We start from the raw sequence: 21,539 nt of genomic DNA, 5'->3' as shown, positions 1-21,539 counted from the left end.
ACCGCTCTTCCGATCTCATTCGTTCGAGCGAGTCGTAGTTGAGGTTCGGAATCCGCGTCCAGTTGAAGTAGTGCCCCGGTGCGTCCTCGCCCGCCCAATCGACGTCGGAGACATCTTGCGACGCCGGGATTCGCTCGTAGTAGTCTTCGTACTCGGGGACGCCGGCTCGGTGGAGCTGGAACGCCGGATGGTCCCGCGAACTGTGGTTGATGACCAGATCAAAGATGACTCGAATCCCGGCGTCGTGAAACCGGTCGACCAGCGATTCGAACTCCTCGCGCGTCCCCAGGTCCGTGGCGGTGTCGAAGAAGTCCGTGATGTGGTAGCCGTGCCGGGTCGGACTCGCCTGGATTGGCGTGAGCCACACCACGTCGACGCCCAGCGACTCGATGTAGGGGACCCGCCGCTCGATGGCCTCGAAGGTCGTGTCGACGGTTTCACCGGCGAACGACCGGACGAATATCTCGTAGATGGTGGCGTCGCCGGCCCAGGCCGGCGGGTCGGCCGGCCGTGAGACGGTCGCTGTGTCGTCAGCGGTCGCCTCTCCAGTCTCACCGTCGTGCCCTATGACCAGCGTGTCTGCGACGCTGTGGCGTTCGGCGACGGCCACCGCGTGAATCCGAGCCGTTTCGGGCAGGGCTTCGCGCGGCACCCGGAGTTCGTCGCCGTCGATAATCACGGCCGACTCCGCCAGCGCGTCCCGGCCGTCGAGGTAGAACTCGACTTCCGGCTCGCTCCCCGACGGGGCCGCGTGGGCGTCCGCCGAGACGACGAGGACCTCATCTACCGTTTCACTGGTGAGTTCGACCCGCGGTCGACCGGGGCCTTCGACGGTGGCCTCGTCGGTCGCGGTCGACTCGAAGGAGCCGTCGAAGCTGAAGATAGCGTGGTGGGTCCCCGGCGGCAGGTCGGCCTCGATAACCCACTCGTCCCCGTCGCGTTCGGCCCAGTGGGTCCCCATCGTGAAGTCGTTGAATTTCCCGATGACGATGGCGCGGTCGGCGAGGTCGGCGGTATCGCCGTCGCAGTCGAAGTCCTTCGCCGTGACGCTGAATCGGGCCGTCTCGGTGACTGCCGGGAACGCTCGGACGACCTGTTCGTGTGTCTCATCGGCTGTCGACACCGCTGCTCGGTAGACGCCCGGCACGTCGGGTTCGAGGTGACAGACCGGGCCGTCGCCGAGCGTCGCCGTGCTCGCTGCCGGTCGCTCGGCTAGCCGCCACTCGGCGGCCATGTCGGGCTCGGGCTGACGCGGGGCCAGTTCGACAGATTCGCCGACGGCGGCGAACCGCGGCGGGCCTGGATGGTGCATACGCCTACGGTACGGGGTCGGTCCGATGAGTGTTACGTTTCCGGTTGAATTTGAGAATGATTATTACTTCGTATATATTGACCTGCCCGACTCCACTGAAACCGACACACAGCGGAGCTATTGCGTGTCGATCTCCCGAATCTGTCATCATTGTCTCCTTCGATTTCCGAATGATTTAAGTTATGAAGGACTATTTCATCCCATATCTATCCATGACAATGGAACGACGGACGGTGCTCAAGCGGATCGGCGGCGTTGGCGCGGCTGCAGCCCTGGCTGGCTGTAGTGTGCAAGAGCAGGGGAGTGGCGGCTCGGACGGGGAGCAGGCAGCCGGTGACGGTTCTGGCGACGGAGCCGACGGCGGGACGCAGCAGTCGGGCGGGACTGCGACGGCGTGGTACCAGCTTCAGGACTCGGAGCAGCCCGCGCGCCAGGACGCGATCCGGACCTTCGAGAGCGAGACGGAGTTCGGCGTCGACGGGTCGGACATCTCCGACATGGAAAAGAAGACCACGAGCGCGATTCCGGCCGGGCAGGGGCCGGAGATCTTCGAGTGGGCGCACGACTGGGTCGGCGACTACTACCAGCGGGAGTTCGTCGTCGACCAGTCCGATAAACTCTCCGTGAGCCTCGACCAGTTCACGGACGCCGCCGCCTCGGCCGTCCAGTTCGACGACGCCGTCGTCGGCCTTCCGCACTCGGCGGAGACGGTGACGCTCATCTACAACGCGGACGTCGTCGACGAAGCGCCCGAGACCATCGACGACATGGTGGCGGTGATGGAGGAATATCACGACCCGTCCAGCAGCCAGTACGGCCTCTCTTCGCCGTTCGTTCCGTACTTCACGAGCGGCTGGATCCAGGCCTTCGGTGGCTACATCTTCGATCCGGACCGGGACCCGGCGCTCGGGCTGGACGCCGACGAAGCCATCGAAGGGCTCCAGTTCGCTCTCGACACACTCCGCCCGTACATGCCCGACGACCCGACCTACGAACCGCAGGCCGCGACGTTCTCGGAGGGGAACGCCGCCTTCGCGGTCAACGGGCCGTGGTACCTGGCGACGCTGAACCAGAACGACGTGAACTACGAGGTGGCGACGTTCCCCGAAATCGACGGCGGCGAGGTGACGCCGTACACCGGCATCTCGATGTGGTACTTCGCGGACGCGATGAGCGAGAGCGGGGCCGACGCGACGGCCGCCCGGAACTTCGTCGAGTGGTTCGCCACCAACGAGGACCACGCCACGCGGCTCGCCGAGGAGCAGGGCGCGATTCCGGTGCTCGACAGCCTCGTCGGCAGCGACGAACTCCCCGACCACGTCCGGACGTACTCCCAGACCGTCAGTCAGGGGGTGCCGATGCCGACCGACCCGCGCATGAACAAGGTGTGGTCGCCGCTTGAAAACGCCCTCATCGAGGCGTTCAACGGCGACGCGACTGCCGAGGGGGCGCTGACGGCCGCCGCCGAGGAAATCCGCAGCAACTGGGAGTGAGAAACGCCCATGAGTACCGTTTCACGAGCGGCGGACCGCATCGAGTCGGTCCCGTTTCTGACGCGGGACGACGCGTCGTTACTGCTAGTGCTCCCGGGGCTGTTCGTCTTCTCGGCGTTCATGCTGTTCCCGGTCTTCTACCTGCTGGGTATTTCCTTTACGAACGCGGAGCCGGCGAACCTGTTCGCCGGCGAGGGCGTCGTCGCCGTGCTCACGTTCGGTGACGCGCTGTTCGTAGGATTAGAGAACTACGCCGACGTGCTGACCGACGGCCAGTTCTGGAACTCCTTCGGCGTCACCTGGCTGTTCGTCGCCACGAGCGTCACGCTCAAAATCGGGGCGAGCCTGGCGATCGCGCTCGTCGTGACCAGCGACCTCGTCCGCGGCAAGCGCGTCCTGCGTTCGCTCATCATCTTCCCGATGGGGCTGCCGCCGATCTTCACTATCACCGTGTGGCGCGGCATCTTCAGCTCCGCCGAGTTCGGGCTGATGAACCAACTGCTGACCGCGTTCGGGGCGAGTTCGGTCGCGTGGCTGTCGGGCCGCTGGACCGCCTTCGTCGCGTACAACGTCACGGAGGCGTGGCTGGCGTACCCGTTCATGGTCATCATCACCGTCAGCGCGCTCCAGGACGTGCCTGAGGAACTCCACGAGGCGGCCGTCGTCGACGGCGCTGGGTTTCTGGCACGCTTTGCGCACATCACCCTACCGTCGATCAAACGGCCCGTGCTGTTCGCGTCGATTCTGACATCTGCGGCGTCGTTCCAGCAGTTCCTCATCCCGTTCGTGTTCAATCAGGGCGGCCCGGCGCGGGCGAACGAACTCATCGTCGTCTACGGCTACCGTGAGGCGCTGTCGTTCCAGCAGTACGGCCGCGGTGCGGCTATCAGTATCATCGCGCTCGTGTTCATCGGCGCGTTCATGTGGCTCAACGTCAAGAAAGGAAAGCTCGCCGACGGGGTGAACGACTGATGTTGCTCGGTGCAATCGCCAGAAAGCTCGGCGACGACATCAAGACGTTCGCCACGATGCCCGCCCGAACAGTTCGAAAGTGGTCCTACACCGTGCAGGCCGTCCGTCGGGGTGAGCTACCCGCATCGGAGGTTCTGAAGGTCATTCTCTCGACCATCGGCGCGACACTGGTCGTGCTGGCACTGCTCTTCCCGATATACTGGATTCTGATGGCGGCCCTCTCCGGTTCCGGAAGCTCGCTGTACACGTCCGAGAGCTTCTCACTGCTGCCTTCCAATCCAACGATCAAGCCGTTCATCTGGGTCATCGGTGACCTCATCGTCCCGTCGTACTCGATATCTGCGGCCATCCCGTTCACCGATCTCGCCTTCGTGTTCCAGACGCCGGGGATCGAAATTCTGGACGCCTCAGATTACGGCGTCGACCGCCCGTCGGAGTTCAAGCGCTTCCTCTGGAACAGCCTCATGGTGGCGATTCCCACCGTGCTGATCGCGATGTCGCTCATCGTTCCGGCGGCCTATGCACTCTCGCGGCGAAAATTCCTCTTCCGTCGGAAGATACTGTTCCTCTACGTCCTGATGACACAGGTCGGAGGCGGTCTGGGGGTCGCCCTGCTCATCGGGATGTACGCGCTGTACGTCCAGTTCGGCATCAACGACAGCAAACTGGCGCTCGCGGTGTACTACGCTGCGACCGCCGTACCGTTCAATACGTGGCTGCTGAAGACCTACATGGACGGCATTCCGGTCTCCTACGAGGAGGCCGCCGTCGTCGACGGCGCGCCGCCGTGGCGGGTCGTCACCGAGGTCATCATCCCGATGTCGACCGCTGGGCTGGCGACGGTGTTCATCTTCGTCTTCCTCACCGGCTGGACGGAGTTCGTCGTCGCTCAGACGCTGCTGGGAACGGAGAACTACACCCTGCCGGTCGGCCTGTACGCGATGGTCGACGAGTACTCCATCCCGTGGGCGCGCTTCTCCGCGTTCGCGCTCACCTTCGCCTCGCCGATCATGCTGGCGTATCTGTTCGCCCAGCGTTACATCGAAGGCGGCCTCTCGTTCAGCGGGATGGAAGGTTAGGCCGGCGCGACGCCCGCCGTCATCCAGCAGCCCTCGTAACGCCCTTCGGTCTGCTTTTCGACCGTCCACCGATAGCTCGTTGTCGTTCCGTTCTCGTTGACGACCGTGACCGGCTGTGACGCGGTGTCGCCGTCGCGGTCGAGCGGCCCGTACCGCACGCCCGTCGCGTTCAACAGCGGCTCGAACCCGCTCTGGATTGTCCGGACGAAGTTCGAGTACGGTCCCGTCAGGTCCCGGTTCGACGGGGACGCGAACTGCCAGGTCGTATTGATGCCCTCGTTCGTCGCCGGGTCGTTGTTCTGCAGCGCCAGCACCTGGATGTGGACGACGAGTCCCGGCGGCCGCTCGCAGTTCGGTCGCAGTTCGAGGACCCGCGGCTGCGTCACCGCCGATCTGTTGGCGTCAACGGAGACGTTCCCCCAGTACTCCCGTTCGGCTCCCACCGGCTCGACCGCTTGCGCGTCCTCTGTTGGTACTTCGGCGGGTGTCACCGTCGCCTCGGTCGCTGCCTGCTCGCCGCTGCCGAACAGCGACCCACAGCCCGCCAGTGAGACGAGAACGGCGAGCGCGACGAACACCAGCGGCCGAACGGGTGTCATACCCCTGTATTGGGGTGGAGCCCCTTCGGTGTTCTGTCACCGCGTACCGGGCGTCGGTTCGCTCGTCAGCGGTCGACGCTCTCGCCAAGTCGCTGTTCGACCGCCTCGATGTCACTCGGTTCGTTGACGTTGTGACACCAACCGTCGAGTTCGACCGCCTCGACGTGGTGGCCGGCGCTCAGCAACAGGTCGATTGCGTCGGGGAGTTCGTACTCACCTCGGTCAGAGGGGCGCGTCAGCGCGCAGGCGTGGCCGATGGCCGGTTCGAACACGAAAAAGCCCCGCGTCACCAGTGTCGACGGCGGGTCCGACGGCTTCTCGACGAGGCCGGTCACTCTCCCCTCGCCGTCCGTTGTGACGACGCCGGTCGACTTGGCCACCGCCCGCGACACGTCCTCGACGAGCAGCGTCGCGCTGGCGTCGGTCTCGCGGTGGCGGTCGAGCGCGTCGCCGGGGTTCGCCCGGCAGACATTGTCGCCGTTCAGCATGACGAAGGTCCCGTCGACGGCGGAGCAGGCCTGTTCGAGTGCGTGGGCGAGCCCCAACCGCTCGTCCTGCCGGACGTACTCGACTGGCGCGTTCCGGTACTGGTCGCCGTAGTGGGCCACGATATCGTCGCCGCGGTAGCCGATGACGACGACCAAGCGGTCGACAGCGATTGACAGCAGCGTCTCGAAGCAGTGTGTCAGCAGCGGCGTTCCGGCCACCTCGACCAGTCCCTTCGGTCTGTCCGCAGTGAGCGGTCGCATCCGCGTCCCTTTGCCGGCAGCGAGTACGACGCCATCCATATCCGGCCTGACGCTCGGGCCGGCTAAATGCCTGTGGACGAGCGGGTTTTGTCTGTGGCCTGCCAACAATCTGTATGGTCGAGGAGTGTGACACCTGCGACCGGTCGGTCTCCGCCGAGGAAGCCATTCGCCGGGAGACGTTTGGCGACCTCGACGCCGACCGCTGGCAGACGCTGTGCTGTCCGAACTGCGGTGCACGGCTCCGGACTGTCTTCGTCGGGCCGTACTCCTGACGGGGAAAGAGACAGGTGGGAGCAGCGTGTGACTCAGACACATGGAAGACGAAGCGTGGCGCTCGGTGGACATCATCCGGGACAACGACGGCGTTCCCCATGTCCTCCAGCAGAAGATGCTGGTATTCACAAGCGGGGTCTCCGAGGAGTCGGCCGGCTACACGAAGCCGGCGATGGCACACCGGCTAGTGCCGCTCAAGGACCTCACGAAGTTCGGACGGTCGTAAGCGACTTCGGACCGGCGCAGTCAGCGTTTCGACAGATAGCTGGAGCCCGGACCAGTTGGATCAAAAACACCTCGGGATACACTTTTGCGTCCGTCGGAACGAGTATTCACAATGGCGGAACCGCTGTACGTCGGCGTCGACCGGAGCGACGGGGCATGGGTTGCCGTCGCGTTCACCGGCGACGGCTTCGACCACGCGTCGGTGTTCGACAGTATCGGCGAGTGCTGGTCAGCCTACGACGAGCGTGCTCGCCGGATACTCGTGGGCGTCCCAATCGGACTCGTGGAATCCGGCGAGCCGGACCGCCGATGTGACGACCTCGCCCGGTCAGTCCTCGGTGCGCGAAGCACGACGATCCGCACACCGCCAGTACGGGAAGCGACCCGGAAACAGCGCTACTCGACGGCCAACCGCGTCCACAGGCGCAAGACCGACCACGAACTCTCCGAGACGGCGTTCGCACGTAGCGACAGCCTTGCCCGGGTCGACGAACTCCTACAGGAACTACCCGAGGCCGCTGCAGCCATTCGGGAATCTCACCCGGAGGTCTGTTTCCGGGCCTTCGCCGGTGAGCCGCTCAGCTACGCAAAACACACCGCTGGGGGATACGCCGAACGGATGCGAATCCTCGCACAGTACGACCGCGACGCCGCCCCGACAGTCCAGAAAGCCGCCGAAGCGACCGGTGGTGCAGCGGTGGCCATCGACGACGTACTGGATGCCGTTGTGCTCGCGTACACGGCTGCCCCGGGTGATGGGGAGCTGTACACGCTCCCGCCTGAGCCGCCGCGGGACGCGGTGGGCCTCCCGATGGAGATCGTCTACCGGGCGGCGTCGCCACTACTCACGTAGAATTATCTATCGAGCGATGTCGCGACTGCTCACGTAGTGACGTGTCCCGGTGAGCGCCGTCGCTCGTCGTGAGTTATGTACGTGCCAGCGCCACCGTCGTGTACGCTATGGTACACCGCGACCGCTGACAAGTGATTATAGTGCTAGACTGTAGACAGAAGCCGTCTTACAGTCGCGTGAGGTTGGTCGCACGCGGACCCTTGTCCGCCTGCTCGATGTCGAACTCGACTTCCTGCCCCTCTTCGAGGTCAGGGCCGCCGACGTCTTCCATGTGGAAGAAGACGTCTTCGTCCGCATCGTCGGTTTCGATGAAGCCGTAACCACCAGTGTCGTTGAAGAAGTCGACAGTGCCTTCCGCCATTGTTAGAGCCGTGTGACGTTGTTGGCGCGCGGACCCTTGTCCGCCTGCTCGATGTCAAATTCGAGCTCCTGTCCTTCCTCGAGGTCCGGGCCGCCGATGTCTTCCATGTGGAAGAAGACGTCTTCGTCCGCGTCCTCAGTGTCGATGAAACCGTAACCGCCAGTGTCGTTGAAGAAATCAACCGTTCCTTTCGCCATTGCAACCAAAGAGATGCCAGCACCACGGATAACAGTGTCGGTACGATGCTATGGTGGGAAACAGAGAAAATCGACCGCAGTCTGGCGATTAGGGAGTGTGTAATACTGTCATACCACACACGCAGCCGGCTCTCCCGGCTGGCTATAGGCGCTCCAGCGCTGGTCTGGTCTTACCGGCTCACTAACCGAATGGAATTAGCCATTCGAGCACAAGTGGTAACCATGTACCGTGGTGCCCGGGCCCGCCTTGCGCCGTGGCTGCTCGCTGGCTTCGGTCTCGCTCTTACAGGTGCGGCCATCGTCTGGCACCTCGGTGTCGAGACACAGCGCATCGGACAGATCGGCGGCCCCGCGCTCGCTCTGGTCCTCGACGGGCTACTACCGTTGGTGTTGGTGTATGGCAGCTATCGCCTCGTCTCGTCGTCGACACCGGGTGAGCAGATCTGGACCGTCTTCGTCTGGAGCGTTGCCGGGAGTGTTGCGGTCGGAGCCGTCATCGGTTTGAGCGTCCTCATCCGCATGATGGAGGGCCGAGCAATCGCCGAACCGGTGTTCGTCACCCTGTTGGCGATAGAGACGGGCGCTGTCACGGGACTCATCGCGGGCACGCTCGCGGTCCGGGCCCGTCAGGATGCCAGCCGTGCGACTCGAACCGCGAGCACGCTGTCGTTTGTCAACGACCTGTTTCGCCACGATATCGCGAACGGGCTGGTCGTTATCGACGGCCGGGCCACGATTATCCGGCGTAACGCCGACTCGGAGACGGTTCAAACGGCGGCGGACGCGATCCAGGAGCAGGTAACCGAACTCGACAATCTGGTCGACAACGCCGGAGCTGTCGTCGAGACCCTCGGTTCCGACCCGTCCTTCGAACCGACTGACATCGTCGGGATCGCCGAGGCGGTAATACAGCGCATCGAGCAAACACATCCCATCGCCATCGAGCTTCGAGCCCCGGAGAGCGCGATGGCATACACCAACGAGGCCGCTCGCCCGGTTTTCCGGAACCTCATAGAGAACGCTATCGAGCACGGGACGCCAGCGACCGAACTATCGGCCGAGGGGACCGCGACGGATGGGGCAGTGCCGCAGGACGAGGCACAGCGAGCGGAGACGGTCCAGCCGACGGGAGACGGGCACGATCACCCGTCGGTATTTGTCGCGATCCGCGAGACCGACGATGTCATTGAGATCCACGTGATCGACGACGGCCCAGGGATTCCCGAGGGCCAGCGCGACAGGATTTTCGACCCGCGGGCGGGCGACACACACGGCGGCGGACTCCATCTCGTCGAGACGCTCGTTATGAGCTTCGGCGGCGATATCTATCTCGCTGACACCGCCAGCAAAGCCGACACGGACTTCCCCGGCACCGACCTCGACGGCGCACATTTCGTCGTCGAACTCCCGCGGGCATGACACCGGTCCGCACGACCGACGTTTCTTGATTGTGGGCGGCACAGTGAGGCGTATGTTCCCTCGCTTGCGCGCACAGGGCCCGACTGTACTCATTCCGCTGGCGTGGCTGCTCGTGGGGCTGGCCCATCTCGATGTGGTCACTGACCGGACAGTGCTGATCTTCCACGTCGTCGCTGCCGTCCTCATCGCTGCGTTCGCCGCCCTCTCGTGGGACGAGATGGAGACGGGCGTCCTCCGGATCTGGCGTGATATTCTCCTCGTCGGACTTTTGCTCACTCTCGGCGGCATCGTCGGTCTCCTCTACTCGCCGCTTCGGGTCCCGTTCCTCACGACGACAATACTGGGGTGGATGGCCGTTCCCGGCATCGGCCTCTACTACACCGGGACGCACGTTCCGGTGGGCCAGCGGATGTACACGGCCGGCGCAGTGCTGAGCGTTCTCGGTGCAGCGGTCTATGCCGGCGCGCTGTTCCCGGCGGCGGAAACCGCACTGCTTGCCGGCATCGGACTGGCGCTAGTCGGCCAGACGGTCGGCATCGGCCAGGCGGTCCGCCAGTCGGCCGAAACGCCGTCAGGCTAAGGCTGCATCGAGTTTCTCTACCGGATGCGGCGGCTCGCCGTCGCTCTCGTCCCAGTCCTCTAACTGCGTCCGACAGGACGCGCCGGGCGCGACCACGGTGTCGCCGTGGCTCTCTCCGATCTGGTCGAACAGGATAGAGCCGATGGCCTTGCTCATCGAGAAGTGCTCGGCCTCGTAGCCGAAGGAGCCGGCCATGCCACAGCAGCCCGAGTCCAGCGGGTCGATGTCGTAGCCGGCCCGCCGAAGGACGCCGACGGCGTGGTGGTCCTTCTTCGTCGCCTTCTGGTGGCAGTGGCCGTGATAGGTCAGCGTCTCGGCCGGCACGTCCCAGTCGGCCGCCTCGTCCAGTCGGAAGGTGTCGAGGTACTCACAGACACCGTAGGCGTTCGCGGCCAGCGTCTCCACGTCCTCACCCGACAGCAGGTCCAGATAGTCCGACTGGAACATCACGGCGTCGCTCGGTTCGACCAGCACTACGTCCCAGCCCTCCTCGACGGCGGGGACAAGCGCGTCGACGTTGTCCCGCGCGGTCGCTCGGGACTGGTCCAGAAATCCCTTCGAGTGGGCCGGCCGCCCACTGTCGGTCCGATTGGCTAGCTGGACGTAGACCCCCGCGGCTTCGAGCACGCGGACGGCGGCTTTCCCGACCTCGGGATGGCTGTAGTTCGTGTACGTGTCGGGGAACAGCAAGGCTCGCCGCTCGGCCTCATCGGCCGGGACTTGCGGGCCGCGCTCGTCGAACCAGTCCTGCAGCGTCGTCCGCTGGAAGCTCGGCAGCGTCCGGTCCGTGGCGATACCGACCGTCTTTTCCAGCACTGTGCGAGCGCCCGGCACTTTCGTCGCAAGGTTCGACAACGGCGCGAACGCGCTTCCGAGTCCGGCGAGCGCATCGACGTTCGCGAACAGCTTGTCCCGCAGACTGGAGCCGTGTTCCTGGTGGTAGGCGTGGGTCACCTCGGCTTTGAGCTTCGCCATGTCGACCTCGCTCGGGCAGTCCTTCGCACACCCCTTGCAGCCGATACAGAGGTCGAGCACCTCATGCATGAACTCCTCGTCCGTGGGATCCTCCGGCAGGTCACCGCTCATGGCCTGCCGGAGCATGTTCGCGCGGCCGCGGGTCGCGGTAATTTCCTCCTCGGATGCGCGGTAGGTCGGGCACATCACGCCACCGGTGGTCTCCTGCGGGCCGCGACAGCCGCCACAGCCGTGGCAGAGTTCGACCATCCCCTGCATCCCGTTGTCGTTGTCCCACTCCAGGGTGGGATCGAAGCCGGTGTCGAACTCGTACTCCGGGTCGAATCGGAGGTTCTCGGTCATCTCGACCGTGCGTGCCCGCTCGGGCATCGCGCCGGACTCGACCTCGCCCGCATCGACGCCGACGACCTGGCCGGGATTGAGCAGCCAGTCGGGATCGAACGCGGATTTGAGGTCCTGGAACGTCTCCCAGAGGTCCGTGCCGTAGAGTTTCTCGTTCCACTGCGTTCGGGCGCGGCCGTCGCCGTGTTCGCCCGAGACGCTCCCGCCGTATTTCACCACGAGGTCGGTTACCGCGTCGGCGATGGACTCCATCGCCTCGACGCCCTCGACGGTCTTGGTGTTGATGAGCGGGCGGATGTGGAGCACGCCGGGGCCGGCGTGGGCGTAGAAACAGGCGAAGGTGTCGTGTTTCTCCAGAATTTCCTGGAAGTCGGCGACGTACTCCGGGAGGTTCTCAGGCGGGATGGCGGTGTCCTCGATGAACGAGCCGTGTTTCTCGTCGGTCGTCCGCGAGAGCAGTATCGGGAGGCCGGACTTGCGCATCTTCCAGAACGTCTCGCGTTTCGCCTCGTCGTGGGCCTCCATGGCGTCGAAGGCCCGCACCGGCGCGTCGACGACGGGCCGGCCCTGGGTCGGAGTGGCTTCGGGGTCGACCCCGTTCGTTCGGTCCGCCAACAGGTCGGCGACCTTCCGCCGCCCGCTCTCCTCGTCGTCAGCGTAGAACTCCACGATGAGGACCGCCCGGGTCCCGTCGGGCAACAGTCCGACCACGTCCTCGAACTCGGCGGTGTCCCGGGCCAGGTCGATGAGTACGCCGTCGAGCACCTCGACGGCCGCCGGGTCGTGTTCGAGGATGTCCGAGACGTCTTCCATCGCTTCGATGAGCCCGTCGTAGGTGAGCAGGGCCATCGACTTGGTCTCGGGAATCGGCTCCAGCGAGATCTCAGCCTCCGTGACGATTGCCAGGGTCCCCTCACTGCCGGCCAGCAGCGAGGCGACGTTGACGGTCCCGTCCTGTGCGTCTTCGAGCACCCAGTCGAGGTTGTACCCCGAGACGTTGCGCTTCAGGTCCGGGTAGTGGCTCTCGATATCCTCGGCCTCCTCAGTGAGTATCCGCTCGATTTCGGCGTAAATCCGGGCTTCGAGGTCGCCCTCGGGGTCCGCCCGCACGCGCAGTTCCCCGCGGGTGACTTCGCCGAACGTGGTGACGGTACCGTCCGCAAGGACGACCTCGCATTCCTCGATGTAGGCGTCGGTCTTGCCGTACTGCAGGGAGTGGGCCCCGGTAGAGTTGTTGCCAATCGCGCCGCCGAGCACGCTCTTGTCGCCCCACGCCGGGTCTGGTGCGAATTTCAGCCCGTGGTCGGCCAGTTCGGCGTTCAGATCGCCGAGCTTGATGCCCGGCTGGGCCCGCGCTCGTTGGTCGTCGGGCCGGGCTTCGATGAGGTCGTTCATGTACCGCGAGAAATCCAGGACGACGGCCTCGTTGACCGTCTGGCCGGCGAGACTCGTCCCGCCTCCTCGTGGCAGAACCGGAATCTGCCGCTGTGCACAGTAGGACATGGCCGCGGCCACGTCCTCGGTCGACCGTGGATAGACAACGCCGATTGGCAGTACCTCGTAGAGGCTGGCGTCGGTCGCGTACAACTGCCGCGAGTACTCGTCGAACCGGACCTCGCCGTCGATACGCGTCTGCAGGTCGTCGACGAGGCCCGACCGGGCGACGCTGTCGTTCTGATAGTCGTAGTTCGATACCTCGTCGGCCGAAGGGTCTATCCGGGTGCCGGAATCGGTTGCCATGGTGTGTTTCGTGTCCAGTTGCCCGGTTACCAACGGACCGGGCACTCGGCAGTTATCTGTGGCTGATCTAGCTGTACGCCTGACAAAACAGTTCCGCTACGGTATCCCATCACGCGCCTTCGAGTCGTCGAACGCGGGCCGTGGACGGTACTTCCGCCTCCCTATGATAGCACGTGTTACGCAACTGTTAATATCAGTACGAGCTTATATATGGTGATTATGACACCCAGCAACGACCCCTTCGAGACGATGCTCCGACTTTTCGCACAGACGCAACAGGAGATGATGAACGACAGTTTGAGCCGGCGGATGGGTAGCGATTTGGGACGCCGAACAGACGACCGCTCCGAATACCGCTCCGACCGGCCGGCCACGGGCCCACGCGGAAGCAACCACCGCCGACACGGCATCGACACGAACCTTCACGTCGACGAGGCCGACGACGGGTACGCCGTGATGGTCGACCTTCCGGGCTTCGAGCGCGACGACCTCGCCGTTCGCTTCGAAGACGGCGTCCTCAGCATTCAGGGCGAGACCACAGTCGCTACGGAGACCAGTGACGGCGCTCGCCGCCACAGCCGACGGGTCGCCGAACGGGTCGCCGTCCCCGAACCGGTCGTGGACGACGAGATAACCGCTACCTACCACAACGGGGTTCTCGAAGTAACCCTGCCACGCGCAGACGACACCGACGATTCGAACCGAATTGATATCGAGTAGACCCGCTTTCCCGCTGTTGTCTGCCGATGTTACACGACTGTCCCAGTGCGAACGCCCTTAGCAACCTGCTATCCCGGTATTAGTCAGCTACTGCTGCTTTCTTATCGCCTCTATAGTTTCCTGCGACCGCTGTCGACTCCGTGCTGTGAGGCCATGATATGTCCGAAGCGACCTGGGACGTTCAGGACGGTGCAATCGTCGAGCAGCCACGGAACGTCCGAAAGCACCCGCTGTTGCACCGAATATACGAACGACATGACGGGCTCATAGCCGAACAGCTTCCGCCCGGCCGAACGCTCGAACTCGCGTTCGGCCAGCATATGCATCCCCGCGCCGATGTCGGACTGGAAGGCTGGCCGTCGAACGCCGAAACCGTCCGCAAGCCGGCACTGGCTGGTGATGCCCGCGCGCTGCCGTTCGACGACGACTCCTTCGACGCCGTCATCGGCCGCCGATTCCTCCATCACGTCCCGCCCGCGGACCGTCCGGAGATCATTCGCGAAGCCGCCCGCGTCCTCCGTCCTGTTGGCCGTCTCGCTCTGCTCGAAGGGACGCCGGGGCTGTACCGCAAGCTCACGAAAGGTGCTGCGTTCCGACTGGGGCTTCTGGAGGAGGACACAGATATCTACGGCCACCTCTCGGAGACCGCCGTTACTGACCTCGTCTCCGACTCGTTCGAGGTCATCGAGAAACAGACGCTCGGATCGCCGCTGATGCTCGCGAGCATCTCCGAGTCGGATGCGTCGGCGCGGCTTCTCGACCTCTACGAACGGACGCAGTTCGTCAAGTGGTGGACGCTCGTGGTGGGCGAGCGTCCCGAGTCCGGCGCGTGACTACAGGTCGACAGTCACACGCAGTTCGCTGTCAGTGATTGTTCCGATGGCGTCGGCGGCGACCTCGATATCGTCCTCGTCGGCGTCACCGAACCCGAGCCCCTGCACCCAGGCCTCGGTGAGGTCCGGGTCCGGTTCGACGTACGCAATCTGCTCCTCCGGGTCAACCTCGGTCACGATACCGATCTGTTCGCCCTGTGCGTCCATGAGGAACTTCCCCTCGTCTTCTGTCGATAAGACTGCCATTTCGTCTGACACCACAGGCTGGACCCAGTAATAAACGTCGGTCACGCCGACGCCGACCACCCGTGTCCCTACCGTCTGCCGTCAGCCGGTATCCGCTCTTGCTCGCTAGTACCGTGAGAAGTTATCGTCGGGATATATCCCCTCGTCGGTGATGTCCACCACGTCAAGCGTCGCCAGTCGACTGAGACGGTCCGCCGCGTCACCCTCGTCGACACCCAGTTCTACCGCCCGCGCCAGCACGCGGTCGCGGCTGGGTACGGCCTCGATGAAGCCGTCGCTGTCCGTCTCCGTCTCCTCTGCGATGATTGCCTTCAGGATGGCACCGTGTTCCCGCTTCGACGGTGTCGTGCTGTCGCCGGTCCAGTCCACGCTTAAGGTCCCATCTTCGTTGACATGGGAGACGACGAACCCGTCCGGCAGCGCTTCCGTCACCGCCGCCACCAATGCTGCCCGGTCGAGCCGTGCCTCGAACCGGAACCGCTTGCCGTCCTTGGACTGTCCGAGACTCCCGACGTTCGTCCCCGCTTCTGCTATCGCCTCCGAAACTGCGTCGGCAAGCCGGTCCTGTACTGACGCCGCGACGGCGTCCCGCTCTGCACTGAGTGCCGTGAGTTCGTCTGTCAGGGTCGCGTGGCGCTCCATCTGTTCGTGTGCTGGCTCCTCTGTCATACCCATGCTACTCGTCGCTACGGAAGTACCTGTTCCGGCGACCGCGGCGAGTCAATAGGGCGATGCAGTGGTCGCTACTTAGCCACCTCGTTCAAATCCGTTCGAGAGCGTGTTCACTGCTCACTTTGTTCGTAGAAAAATGCCGCCTCCCGGATTTGAACCGGGGACAGCTCGATCTTCAGTCGAGTGCTCTCCCAGTCTGAGCTAAGGCGGCGCGCACTCCAATCGATGACGAGGGTAGAAAAAAGCATTTCGAAAGCGGGCGCAGGTTTTGTCGCATCCGTCGGGAGGTTCGACTGCCGATTACGGGAGAAACAGGTCCGCGCTGTCGAACGTCTCACCACAGTCGTCGCATTCGTACTCAGTGCCATTGGTCGTCGAGACGTGCCCGCTACAGGCCGGACACGTCGAGCCACCTATCATGCCACGCACTACCACCACTCCGGATATATGGATTACGGGCGACTATCAATCGAGATAGACACCCTGATACCTGGGCTACGATGTTGCGCGCGACTGGCGGGAATCGAATCCACAGGAACCATCCGTTCCTCATGTTCGGTCGTCGCAGGATGGGTTCGGGCGGATTCGAACCGCGGTCACTCCGCGCTGCATCGTTCCCTGATTCGAACCGCCCGGCCGCACAGACACCGCTGGCTCCTTGTTGCACTCGTCGCAGTCGGTGTCAGAAGTGGGTCCGGGCGGATTCGAACCACCGGCCTCGGCCTTGTAAAGGCCACGTCATAACCAACTAGACCACGGACCCGTATGCCATCGTTTTCCATCGGTAGGAATAACGCTTTCTCTCTCGGTCGACAGTGGGCACCGACAGTATTACCCACGGTCTGTCCCTCACACGGAGTATGCAGCGCCCCGCCGTAGTCGTGCTTGGACTTGTGGGCCTTCTCGTCGCCGCCGCCGTAGTCCTCCAGACCGGCCTCTGGGTCGAGGTTCTGGGAACCGACGGGTACGAGGAGGGTACAGTGGTAGTCCATGACAATACCACACCCGAGACGGCGACCCCACTGCAATGTGACCGCTCGCCCAACGGAACGGAGGTGGTCGCCTGTTCTGACTCCCAGCAATTGGCGACCGTCACAGTCAATATTTCAAACACTTGGCAGCAGCGCTATGTCGGCCTGAGCGAGACGGGGTCGCTCGGCCCCGGCGAGGGCATGCTGTTCGTCCACGACGAGGCGGGCGAGCACACCTATGTCATGCGGAACATGTCGTTCCCGCTGGACATCATCTTCATCGACACCAACGGAACCATCACGACAATCCACCACGCACCCGTCCCGCCGGAGGGGACCAGCGACAACGACTTGACGCGCTACGAGGGGCGAGGAAAGTACGTCCTCGAAGTGAACCGGGGGTGGACGAACCGGACCGGCGTCTCCATCGGTGACCGGGTCGAACTGCCGCCCGAAGCCGCGTAGCCCGACGGCCTTTTGCGGGTTCAACCCCTGGATTCGACAATGGATTTCGACGCGGGTTCGGACGACGACGTGTTCGAGGACGCCAGGGAACGCGTCGACCGGCCGATGCTCCGACTGTTCACCGGCTACGGCCGGGGCCAGTTGGGGGCGTTCGTCGTCGGCCTGTTCAGTTCCATCGTGGCCCGGATGCTGGACCTGCTGCCGCCGATTCTTCTGGCGCTGGCTATCGATGCCATCTTCCTTCAGGAGGCCGAATACGGCCTCTTCCTGATACCCGACGCCTGGATTCCGGACGGCCAGGGACCGCAGTTGTGGCTCACCGCTGGCATCATCGCGGCGTCGTTCGGCCTCGGGGCCGTCTTCCACTGGAGTCGGAACTGGGGCTGGAACAAGTTCGCCCAGCACGTCCAACACGCTGTCCGTACGGACACCTACGAGACGATGCAGCGGCTGAACATGGACTTCTTCGCCGACAAGCAGACCGGCGAGATGATGTCGGTGCTGTCGAACGACGTGAACCGGCTGGAGAAGTTCCTCAACGACGGCCTGAACTCCGCCTCGCGGATGGTAATCATGGTCATCGGCATCGCCGCCTACCTGTTCTACATGAACTGGCAACTGGCGTTAGTGGCCCTGTTGCCGGTCCCGCTCATCGCCGTGTTCACCAAGCGGTTCATCGAGACCATCCAGCCCAAGTACGCCGAAGTGCGGTCCACGGTCGGCAAGCTCAACTCCAGACTCGAAAACAACCTCAGCGGCATCCAGATCATCAAGACCGCCAACACCGAACCGTACGAGGCCGACCGGGTCGAGGACACATCCGAGGACTACCTCGACGCCAACTGGGACGCCATCGAGACGCGTATCACCTTCTTCCCCGGCCTTCGACTGGTCTCTGGTATCGGCTTCGTCGTCACGTTCGTCGTCGGCGGGCTGATGGTCACCGGCCAGGCACCCGGACCGCTGACGGCACCGCTCTCCCGCGGGCAGTTCGTCGCCTTCATCATCTACACCCAGCGGTTCGTCTGGCCGATGGCCCAGTTCGGGCAGATAATCAACATGTACCAGCGGGCCTACGCCTCCGCGGAGCGCGTGTTCGGGCTGATGGACACGCCCGGCCGTCTCGAAGAGGCCGAGGACGCGCCGCCGCTTGACGTGACTGAAGGTCGCGTCGAGTATGACGACGTGTCATTCGGCTACGACAGCGACGACGAACCAGTACTCTCGGACATCGCCTTCGAGGCCGACGGCGGCGAGACGGTCGCCCTCGTCGGTCCGACCGGCGCGGGGAAATCCACCGTCCTGAAGCTCCTGCTTCGGATGTACGACGTGGATGCGGGCGCGGTCCGCATCGACGGCCAAAACGTTCAGGACGTCCAGATCCAGAGCATCCGCCGCGCCATCGGCTACGTCAGCCAGGAGACGTTCCTCTTCTACGGCACCGTCCGCGAGAACATCGCCTACGGAACCTTCGACGCCACCGACGAGGAGATCGTGGCTGCCGCGGAGGCTGCCGAGGCCGACCAGTTCGTCCGCAACCTCCCCGACGGCTACGACACGATGGTCGGCGAACGCGGCGTCAAGCTCTCGGGCGGCCAGCGCCAGCGCATCGCTATCGCCCGGGCGATCCTGAAAGACCCCGAAATCCTCATTCTCGATGAGGCAACCAGCGACGTGGACACGGAGACGGAGATGCTCATCCAGCGGTCGCTCGACGACCTGACCGCCGACCGGACCACGTTCGCCATCGCACACCGCCTCTCGACGGTGAAAGACGCCGATACGATTCTGGTCGTCGAGGACGGCCGCATCGTCGAACGGGGGAGCCACGACGAACTGCTCGCCGCAGATGGCCTCTACGCCAACCTCTGGGCGGTCCAGGCAGGCGAAATCGACGAACTCCCCGAAGAGTTCGTCGAGCGGGCGATCCAGCGACGGGCACGGACCGACGCGGACGACTGAGACGGGCTCGAATACCGGGAACCAGGAGCGGCGGCCCGGCGACGCACAACGTTATCAGGATGCATCCCATGCGTAGCCCCATGAGTAGCGAGGTCGGGGACCCCGTTTCGGTCCGGTACGTCGGCGGCCGGACCGACGAACGGACTCGGCTGGCAGTCGAGGCCCTCGAATCGGAGTCGGCGATCCACTCCGTTCACCGCTCGACGACGACGGTCGACGCCATCGAGCAGTGTACGTCGGCCCAAGTCGACTGTGTGGTTTGCGAGTTCGACGCCCCCGACGTCGACGGTTCGGCCGTTCTGGAGGCCGTCGACGACACGACCCCGTTCGTCGCGGTGTTCGACACCGGCGACGGGTCCCGCGAACTCACCGCACTGGAACACGGCGCGACCCGCACGCTTCGACGCCCGCCCGACGCGACTGGGTGGCCGGCGATACTGGTCTCGACGGTCCGGGATGCCGTCGAACAGCGCCGCCTCGTCGACCAGTCCGGCGACGCCCGGAAGCGCTACCGCTCGCTGTTCGAGAACAATCCACACATAATCTGGGAGGAGGACTACTCGGCGAGCAAGCAGCGGCTGGACGAAATCGCCGCACGCGTCGACGACCTCGAAGCCCACTTCGAGGCTAATCCGGAGGTCGTCCGCGAACTGATGGCCGACATCGACATCATCGACGTCAACGAGAACGCCCTGGCGTACTACGACGCCCCGTCGAAGGAGGCCCTTCTGGAGAACCTCGATACGGTGTTTACCGACGCGGCCTACGAGTCGGCGGCGGGGATGTGGCTCGCGCTCGCCGCCGGCGAGACGACTTACCGATGGGAGACCGTCGCCCGGACGCTGTCGGGCGAACGCAGACACGAAATCATCGAACTGAACGTCCCGGCGGAGTACGCCGACACGCTCGAACGGGTGTACCTGACGGCGATGGACATCACGGACCGGAAGCGCCAGGAACGGGAACTCCAGCGCCAGCGCGACCGCCTCGACGAGTTCGCGAGCGTCGCCAGCCACGACCTCCGGAACCCGCTAACCGTCGCGGAGGGTCACCTCGAACTGGCGATAGAGGAGTGCGACAGCCCGCGGCTGGCCGAGGTGGCGAACGCCCACGACCGGATGCGGTCGCTCATCGACGACCTGCTGGCGCTGGCCCGCGACGGACGCCCCATCAACGGGCTGGAGCCGGTCTCGCTGTCCGCGGTCGTCGATGCGTGCTGGGACACCGTCGAGACCGCCGACGCCACACTCGTCATCGACACCGACCAGACTGTCCGAGCCGACGAGATGCGCCTCAAGCAGTTGTTCGAGAACCTCATCCGGAACGCGGTGGAGCACGGTTCGGCGACCTCCCCTTCGCTGTCTCAGGGAGACGCCGTCGAACACGGGGAGCGCGCCGTGACGGTCACCGTCGGTGACATTGACGACCCGGACCGACGCGGCTTTTACGTTGCGGACGACGGCCCCGGCATCCCACCCGAGGACCGCGAGGCGGTCGTCGACACCGGGTACACGACCGTCGAAACCGGGACCGGGTTCGGCCTCGCCATCGTCAGACAGGTCGCCGACGCCCACGACTGGGACCTGCGTGTCACCGCGGGTGAGGGCGGCGGGGCCCGCTTTGAGTTCACCGGCATCGATACCAGCCAGCGCTGTTGACGACGGGGATTGAGCGTGGTAAACGATTATTATCTAGCATCATGTATGCCACCACATGTCAACCGCGTACCTCGCTAGCACGGCACTGATGGGCGTGTTGGCGATAGCGGTGGTCGCATGGATGATCCGCGGGCGTGGCTGGTATCAGTACAGCCCGGGGTCGTCGACGAGCGCACGGTCCCCGGCGGGCGACCGCGAGGGCTGGTTCGAATCGTACGCCGACAAGCCGATGGTCTGGGTCGCTGTGTTTGCGGTGCTGGTCGTCGGCCTCCTCGTCGGCGTCGTCGCGTCTATCTCCGGCCCCGTTGAGACGCAGGCCATGGCCGGGGCGGCAGTCGCCGTCGCCGGCGGGGCGGTGCTCTGTGGCTACCTCCTGTTTGGCGTATACCTCTCGGCGACGCGCCGCGGACACCCCCGTTCGCTGGCGGTTGCCGAGTCCGCGACTGTCGCGGGCGTGCTCTTTCTCATCGCGGTCAGCCTCCAGTTACTGGCCTGACGTTCCCGGTGTACTCAGTTTCGCACCCGAGAGCGCTGACCGCTCCGGCTGTCCCCCAACCGAACGAGCCCGGCCGGTCACAGTATCGAGTACGCCGCCGCGCCGGTCAGCGCGAGTGCGGCGACGGTGCCCCCGAGGACAAGGTACGTGACAGCGCGGGGTTCCCAGCGCAGGTGCTGGTAGTACGCGGCGACGCCGACGGCCTTGACCACCGACAGCACCATGATGAGCGCGAAGGCGACCCAGTAGGCGCTGTCGACGAGGCCGGTGAACTCGACGACCGCCTGCGCGGTTGCGAACGCGAACAGTACGACGTATATCACGGTGTAGCCTTTCCAGTCCATTGT

General features: G+C 64.5%; 23 protein-coding genes and 2 tRNA genes. 14 read left to right on the top strand and 11 right to left on the bottom strand.

Annotated elements, in window-relative coordinates:
• On the bottom strand, positions 1-1,312 hold a 1,312-nt coding region (locus C444_RS03220), incomplete at its 3' end, for an alpha-amylase family glycosyl hydrolase (protein WP_004590892.1).
• A gap of 212 nt (positions 1,313-1,524) precedes the next feature.
• Between C444_RS03220 and C444_RS03215 the strand changes: the two genes are divergently transcribed.
• Genes C444_RS03215 through C444_RS03205 form a run of 3 tightly spaced genes read left to right on the top strand, consistent with a single transcriptional unit; the run spans position 1,525 to position 4,856 of the window.
• Positions 1,525-2,805, top strand: coding sequence for an extracellular solute-binding protein (locus tag C444_RS03215; protein ID WP_004590890.1), 1,281 nt, complete (start codon positions 1,525-1,527; stop codon positions 2,803-2,805).
• 9 nt (positions 2,806-2,814) lie between these two features.
• A complete protein-coding gene (locus C444_RS03210) occupies positions 2,815-3,777 on the top strand; it encodes a carbohydrate ABC transporter permease (protein ID WP_004590888.1) in 963 nt (320 codons plus the stop codon).
• Positions 3,777-4,856: a sugar ABC transporter permease gene (locus tag C444_RS03205; RefSeq protein WP_004590887.1), complete on the top strand. Its 1,080-nt coding sequence runs from the start codon at positions 3,777-3,779 to the stop codon at positions 4,854-4,856. The genes C444_RS03210 and C444_RS03205 overlap by 1 nt, the downstream gene beginning before the upstream one ends.
• On the opposite strand, the gene C444_RS03200 is transcribed toward C444_RS03205, so the two are convergent.
• The gene (locus C444_RS03200; protein WP_004590886.1) at positions 4,853-5,455 is read right to left on the bottom strand and encodes a DUF4864 domain-containing protein; all 603 of its coding nucleotides are present in this window, start codon (positions 5,453-5,455) and stop codon (positions 4,853-4,855) included. The two genes, C444_RS03205 and C444_RS03200, sit on opposite strands and share 4 nt — an antisense overlap.
• Positions 5,456-5,520: 65 nt before the next feature.
• Entirely contained in the window at positions 5,521-6,243 is a 723-nt protein-coding gene (locus tag C444_RS03195) for a nucleotidyltransferase family protein (RefSeq protein WP_004590885.1), read from the bottom strand.
• A gap of 74 nt (positions 6,244-6,317) precedes the next feature.
• Between C444_RS03195 and C444_RS22170 the strand changes: the two genes are divergently transcribed.
• From C444_RS22170 to C444_RS03185, 3 genes are all read left to right on the top strand, one after another.
• Positions 6,318-6,476: a hypothetical protein gene (locus C444_RS22170; protein WP_004590884.1), complete on the top strand. Its 159-nt coding sequence runs from the start codon at positions 6,318-6,320 to the stop codon at positions 6,474-6,476.
• Between the two features lie 41 nt (positions 6,477-6,517).
• On the top strand, positions 6,518-6,703 hold the full coding sequence (locus C444_RS03190) for a hypothetical protein (protein WP_004590883.1): 186 nt from the start codon (positions 6,518-6,520) through the stop codon (positions 6,701-6,703).
• A gap of 111 nt (positions 6,704-6,814) precedes the next feature.
• Positions 6,815-7,555, top strand: a complete 741-nt coding sequence (locus C444_RS03185; protein WP_004590882.1) for a DUF429 domain-containing protein — start codon at positions 6,815-6,817, stop codon at positions 7,553-7,555.
• A gap of 166 nt (positions 7,556-7,721) precedes the next feature.
• On the opposite strand, the gene C444_RS03180 is transcribed toward C444_RS03185, so the two are convergent.
• Together C444_RS03180 and C444_RS03175 are read right to left on the bottom strand one after the other, a co-directional pair.
• A complete protein-coding gene (locus C444_RS03180) occupies positions 7,722-7,916 on the bottom strand; it encodes a cold-shock protein (RefSeq protein WP_004515391.1) in 195 nt (64 codons plus the stop codon).
• A 2-nt stretch (positions 7,917-7,918) separates the two neighbouring features.
• Entirely contained in the window at positions 7,919-8,113 is a 195-nt protein-coding gene (locus C444_RS03175) for a cold-shock protein (RefSeq protein ID WP_004515390.1), read from the bottom strand.
• A 222-nt stretch (positions 8,114-8,335) separates the two neighbouring features.
• Here C444_RS03175 and C444_RS03170 point away from each other — a divergent pair, with 222 nt between their 5' ends.
• A complete protein-coding gene (locus C444_RS03170) occupies positions 8,336-9,532 on the top strand; it encodes an ATP-binding protein (protein ID WP_004590881.1) in 1,197 nt (398 codons plus the stop codon).
• Positions 9,533-9,584: 52 nt separating this feature from the next.
• Positions 9,585-10,112 (top strand): hypothetical protein, encoded by a 528-nt coding sequence (locus C444_RS03165; protein WP_004590880.1) that lies wholly within the window; start codon positions 9,585-9,587, stop codon positions 10,110-10,112.
• On the opposite strand, the gene C444_RS03160 is transcribed toward C444_RS03165, so the two are convergent.
• Complete coding sequence (locus tag C444_RS03160) at positions 10,104-13,169, bottom strand: FAD-binding and (Fe-S)-binding domain-containing protein (RefSeq protein ID WP_004590879.1); 3,066 nt, start codon at positions 13,167-13,169, stop codon at positions 10,104-10,106. The two genes, C444_RS03165 and C444_RS03160, sit on opposite strands and share 9 nt — an antisense overlap.
• Positions 13,170-13,388: 219 nt before the next feature.
• Here C444_RS03160 and C444_RS03155 point away from each other — a divergent pair, with 219 nt between their 5' ends.
• Positions 13,389-13,889, top strand: coding sequence for an Hsp20/alpha crystallin family protein (locus C444_RS03155; RefSeq protein ID WP_049909066.1), 501 nt, complete (start codon positions 13,389-13,391; stop codon positions 13,887-13,889).
• 158 nt (positions 13,890-14,047) lie between these two features.
• A complete protein-coding gene (locus C444_RS03150) occupies positions 14,048-14,722 on the top strand; it encodes a class I SAM-dependent methyltransferase (RefSeq protein WP_004590877.1) in 675 nt (224 codons plus the stop codon).
• Here C444_RS03150 and C444_RS03145 read toward each other — a convergent pair whose 3' ends face one another.
• From C444_RS03145 to C444_RS03130, 4 genes are all read right to left on the bottom strand, one after another.
• Positions 14,723-14,968, bottom strand: a complete 246-nt coding sequence (locus C444_RS03145) for a hypothetical protein (RefSeq protein ID WP_004590876.1) — start codon at positions 14,966-14,968, stop codon at positions 14,723-14,725. It abuts the gene before it with no gap.
• Positions 14,969-15,073: 105 nt separating this feature from the next.
• On the bottom strand, positions 15,074-15,643 hold the full coding sequence (locus tag C444_RS03140; RefSeq protein WP_080509673.1) for a hypothetical protein: 570 nt from the start codon (positions 15,641-15,643) through the stop codon (positions 15,074-15,076).
• Between the two features lie 134 nt (positions 15,644-15,777).
• A tRNA-Phe gene (locus C444_RS03135) sits at positions 15,778-15,851 on the bottom strand.
• Between the two features lie 478 nt (positions 15,852-16,329).
• Positions 16,330-16,403 (bottom strand) — tRNA-Val (locus tag C444_RS03130).
• 97 nt (positions 16,404-16,500) lie between these two features.
• On the opposite strand from C444_RS03130, the gene C444_RS03125 reads away from it, so the two are divergent.
• The 4 genes from C444_RS03125 to C444_RS03110 all read left to right on the top strand — a co-directional run bounded on the left by C444_RS03125 (position 16,501) and on the right by C444_RS03110 (position 21,192).
• Complete coding sequence (locus tag C444_RS03125) at positions 16,501-17,076, top strand: DUF192 domain-containing protein (protein ID WP_004590873.1); 576 nt, start codon at positions 16,501-16,503, stop codon at positions 17,074-17,076.
• A gap of 39 nt (positions 17,077-17,115) precedes the next feature.
• On the top strand, positions 17,116-19,038 hold the full coding sequence (locus tag C444_RS03120) for an ABC transporter ATP-binding protein (RefSeq protein ID WP_004590872.1): 1,923 nt from the start codon (positions 17,116-17,118) through the stop codon (positions 19,036-19,038).
• Positions 19,039-19,118: 80 nt separating this feature from the next.
• Positions 19,119-20,696, top strand: coding sequence for an ATP-binding response regulator (locus tag C444_RS03115; RefSeq protein ID WP_004590871.1), 1,578 nt, complete (start codon positions 19,119-19,121; stop codon positions 20,694-20,696).
• A gap of 55 nt (positions 20,697-20,751) precedes the next feature.
• Positions 20,752-21,192 carry a hypothetical protein gene (locus C444_RS03110; protein ID WP_049909064.1) on the top strand — a complete coding sequence of 147 codons (441 nt, stop codon included), beginning with the start codon at positions 20,752-20,754 and terminating at the stop codon, positions 21,190-21,192.
• Between the two features lie 77 nt (positions 21,193-21,269).
• Here C444_RS03110 and C444_RS03105 read toward each other — a convergent pair whose 3' ends face one another.
• Positions 21,270-21,536 carry a cytochrome C oxidase subunit IV family protein gene (locus C444_RS03105; protein WP_004590869.1) on the bottom strand — a complete coding sequence of 89 codons (267 nt, stop codon included), beginning with the start codon at positions 21,534-21,536 and terminating at the stop codon, positions 21,270-21,272.
• Positions 21,537-21,539: the final 3 nt, after the last annotated feature.

The sequence above is a fragment of the Haloarcula japonica DSM 6131 genome (assembly GCF_000336635.1).
GTDB classification, from domain to species: domain Archaea; phylum Halobacteriota; class Halobacteria; order Halobacteriales; family Haloarculaceae; genus Haloarcula; species Haloarcula japonica.
This window is presented reverse-complemented; position numbering and strand designations above follow the sequence as displayed.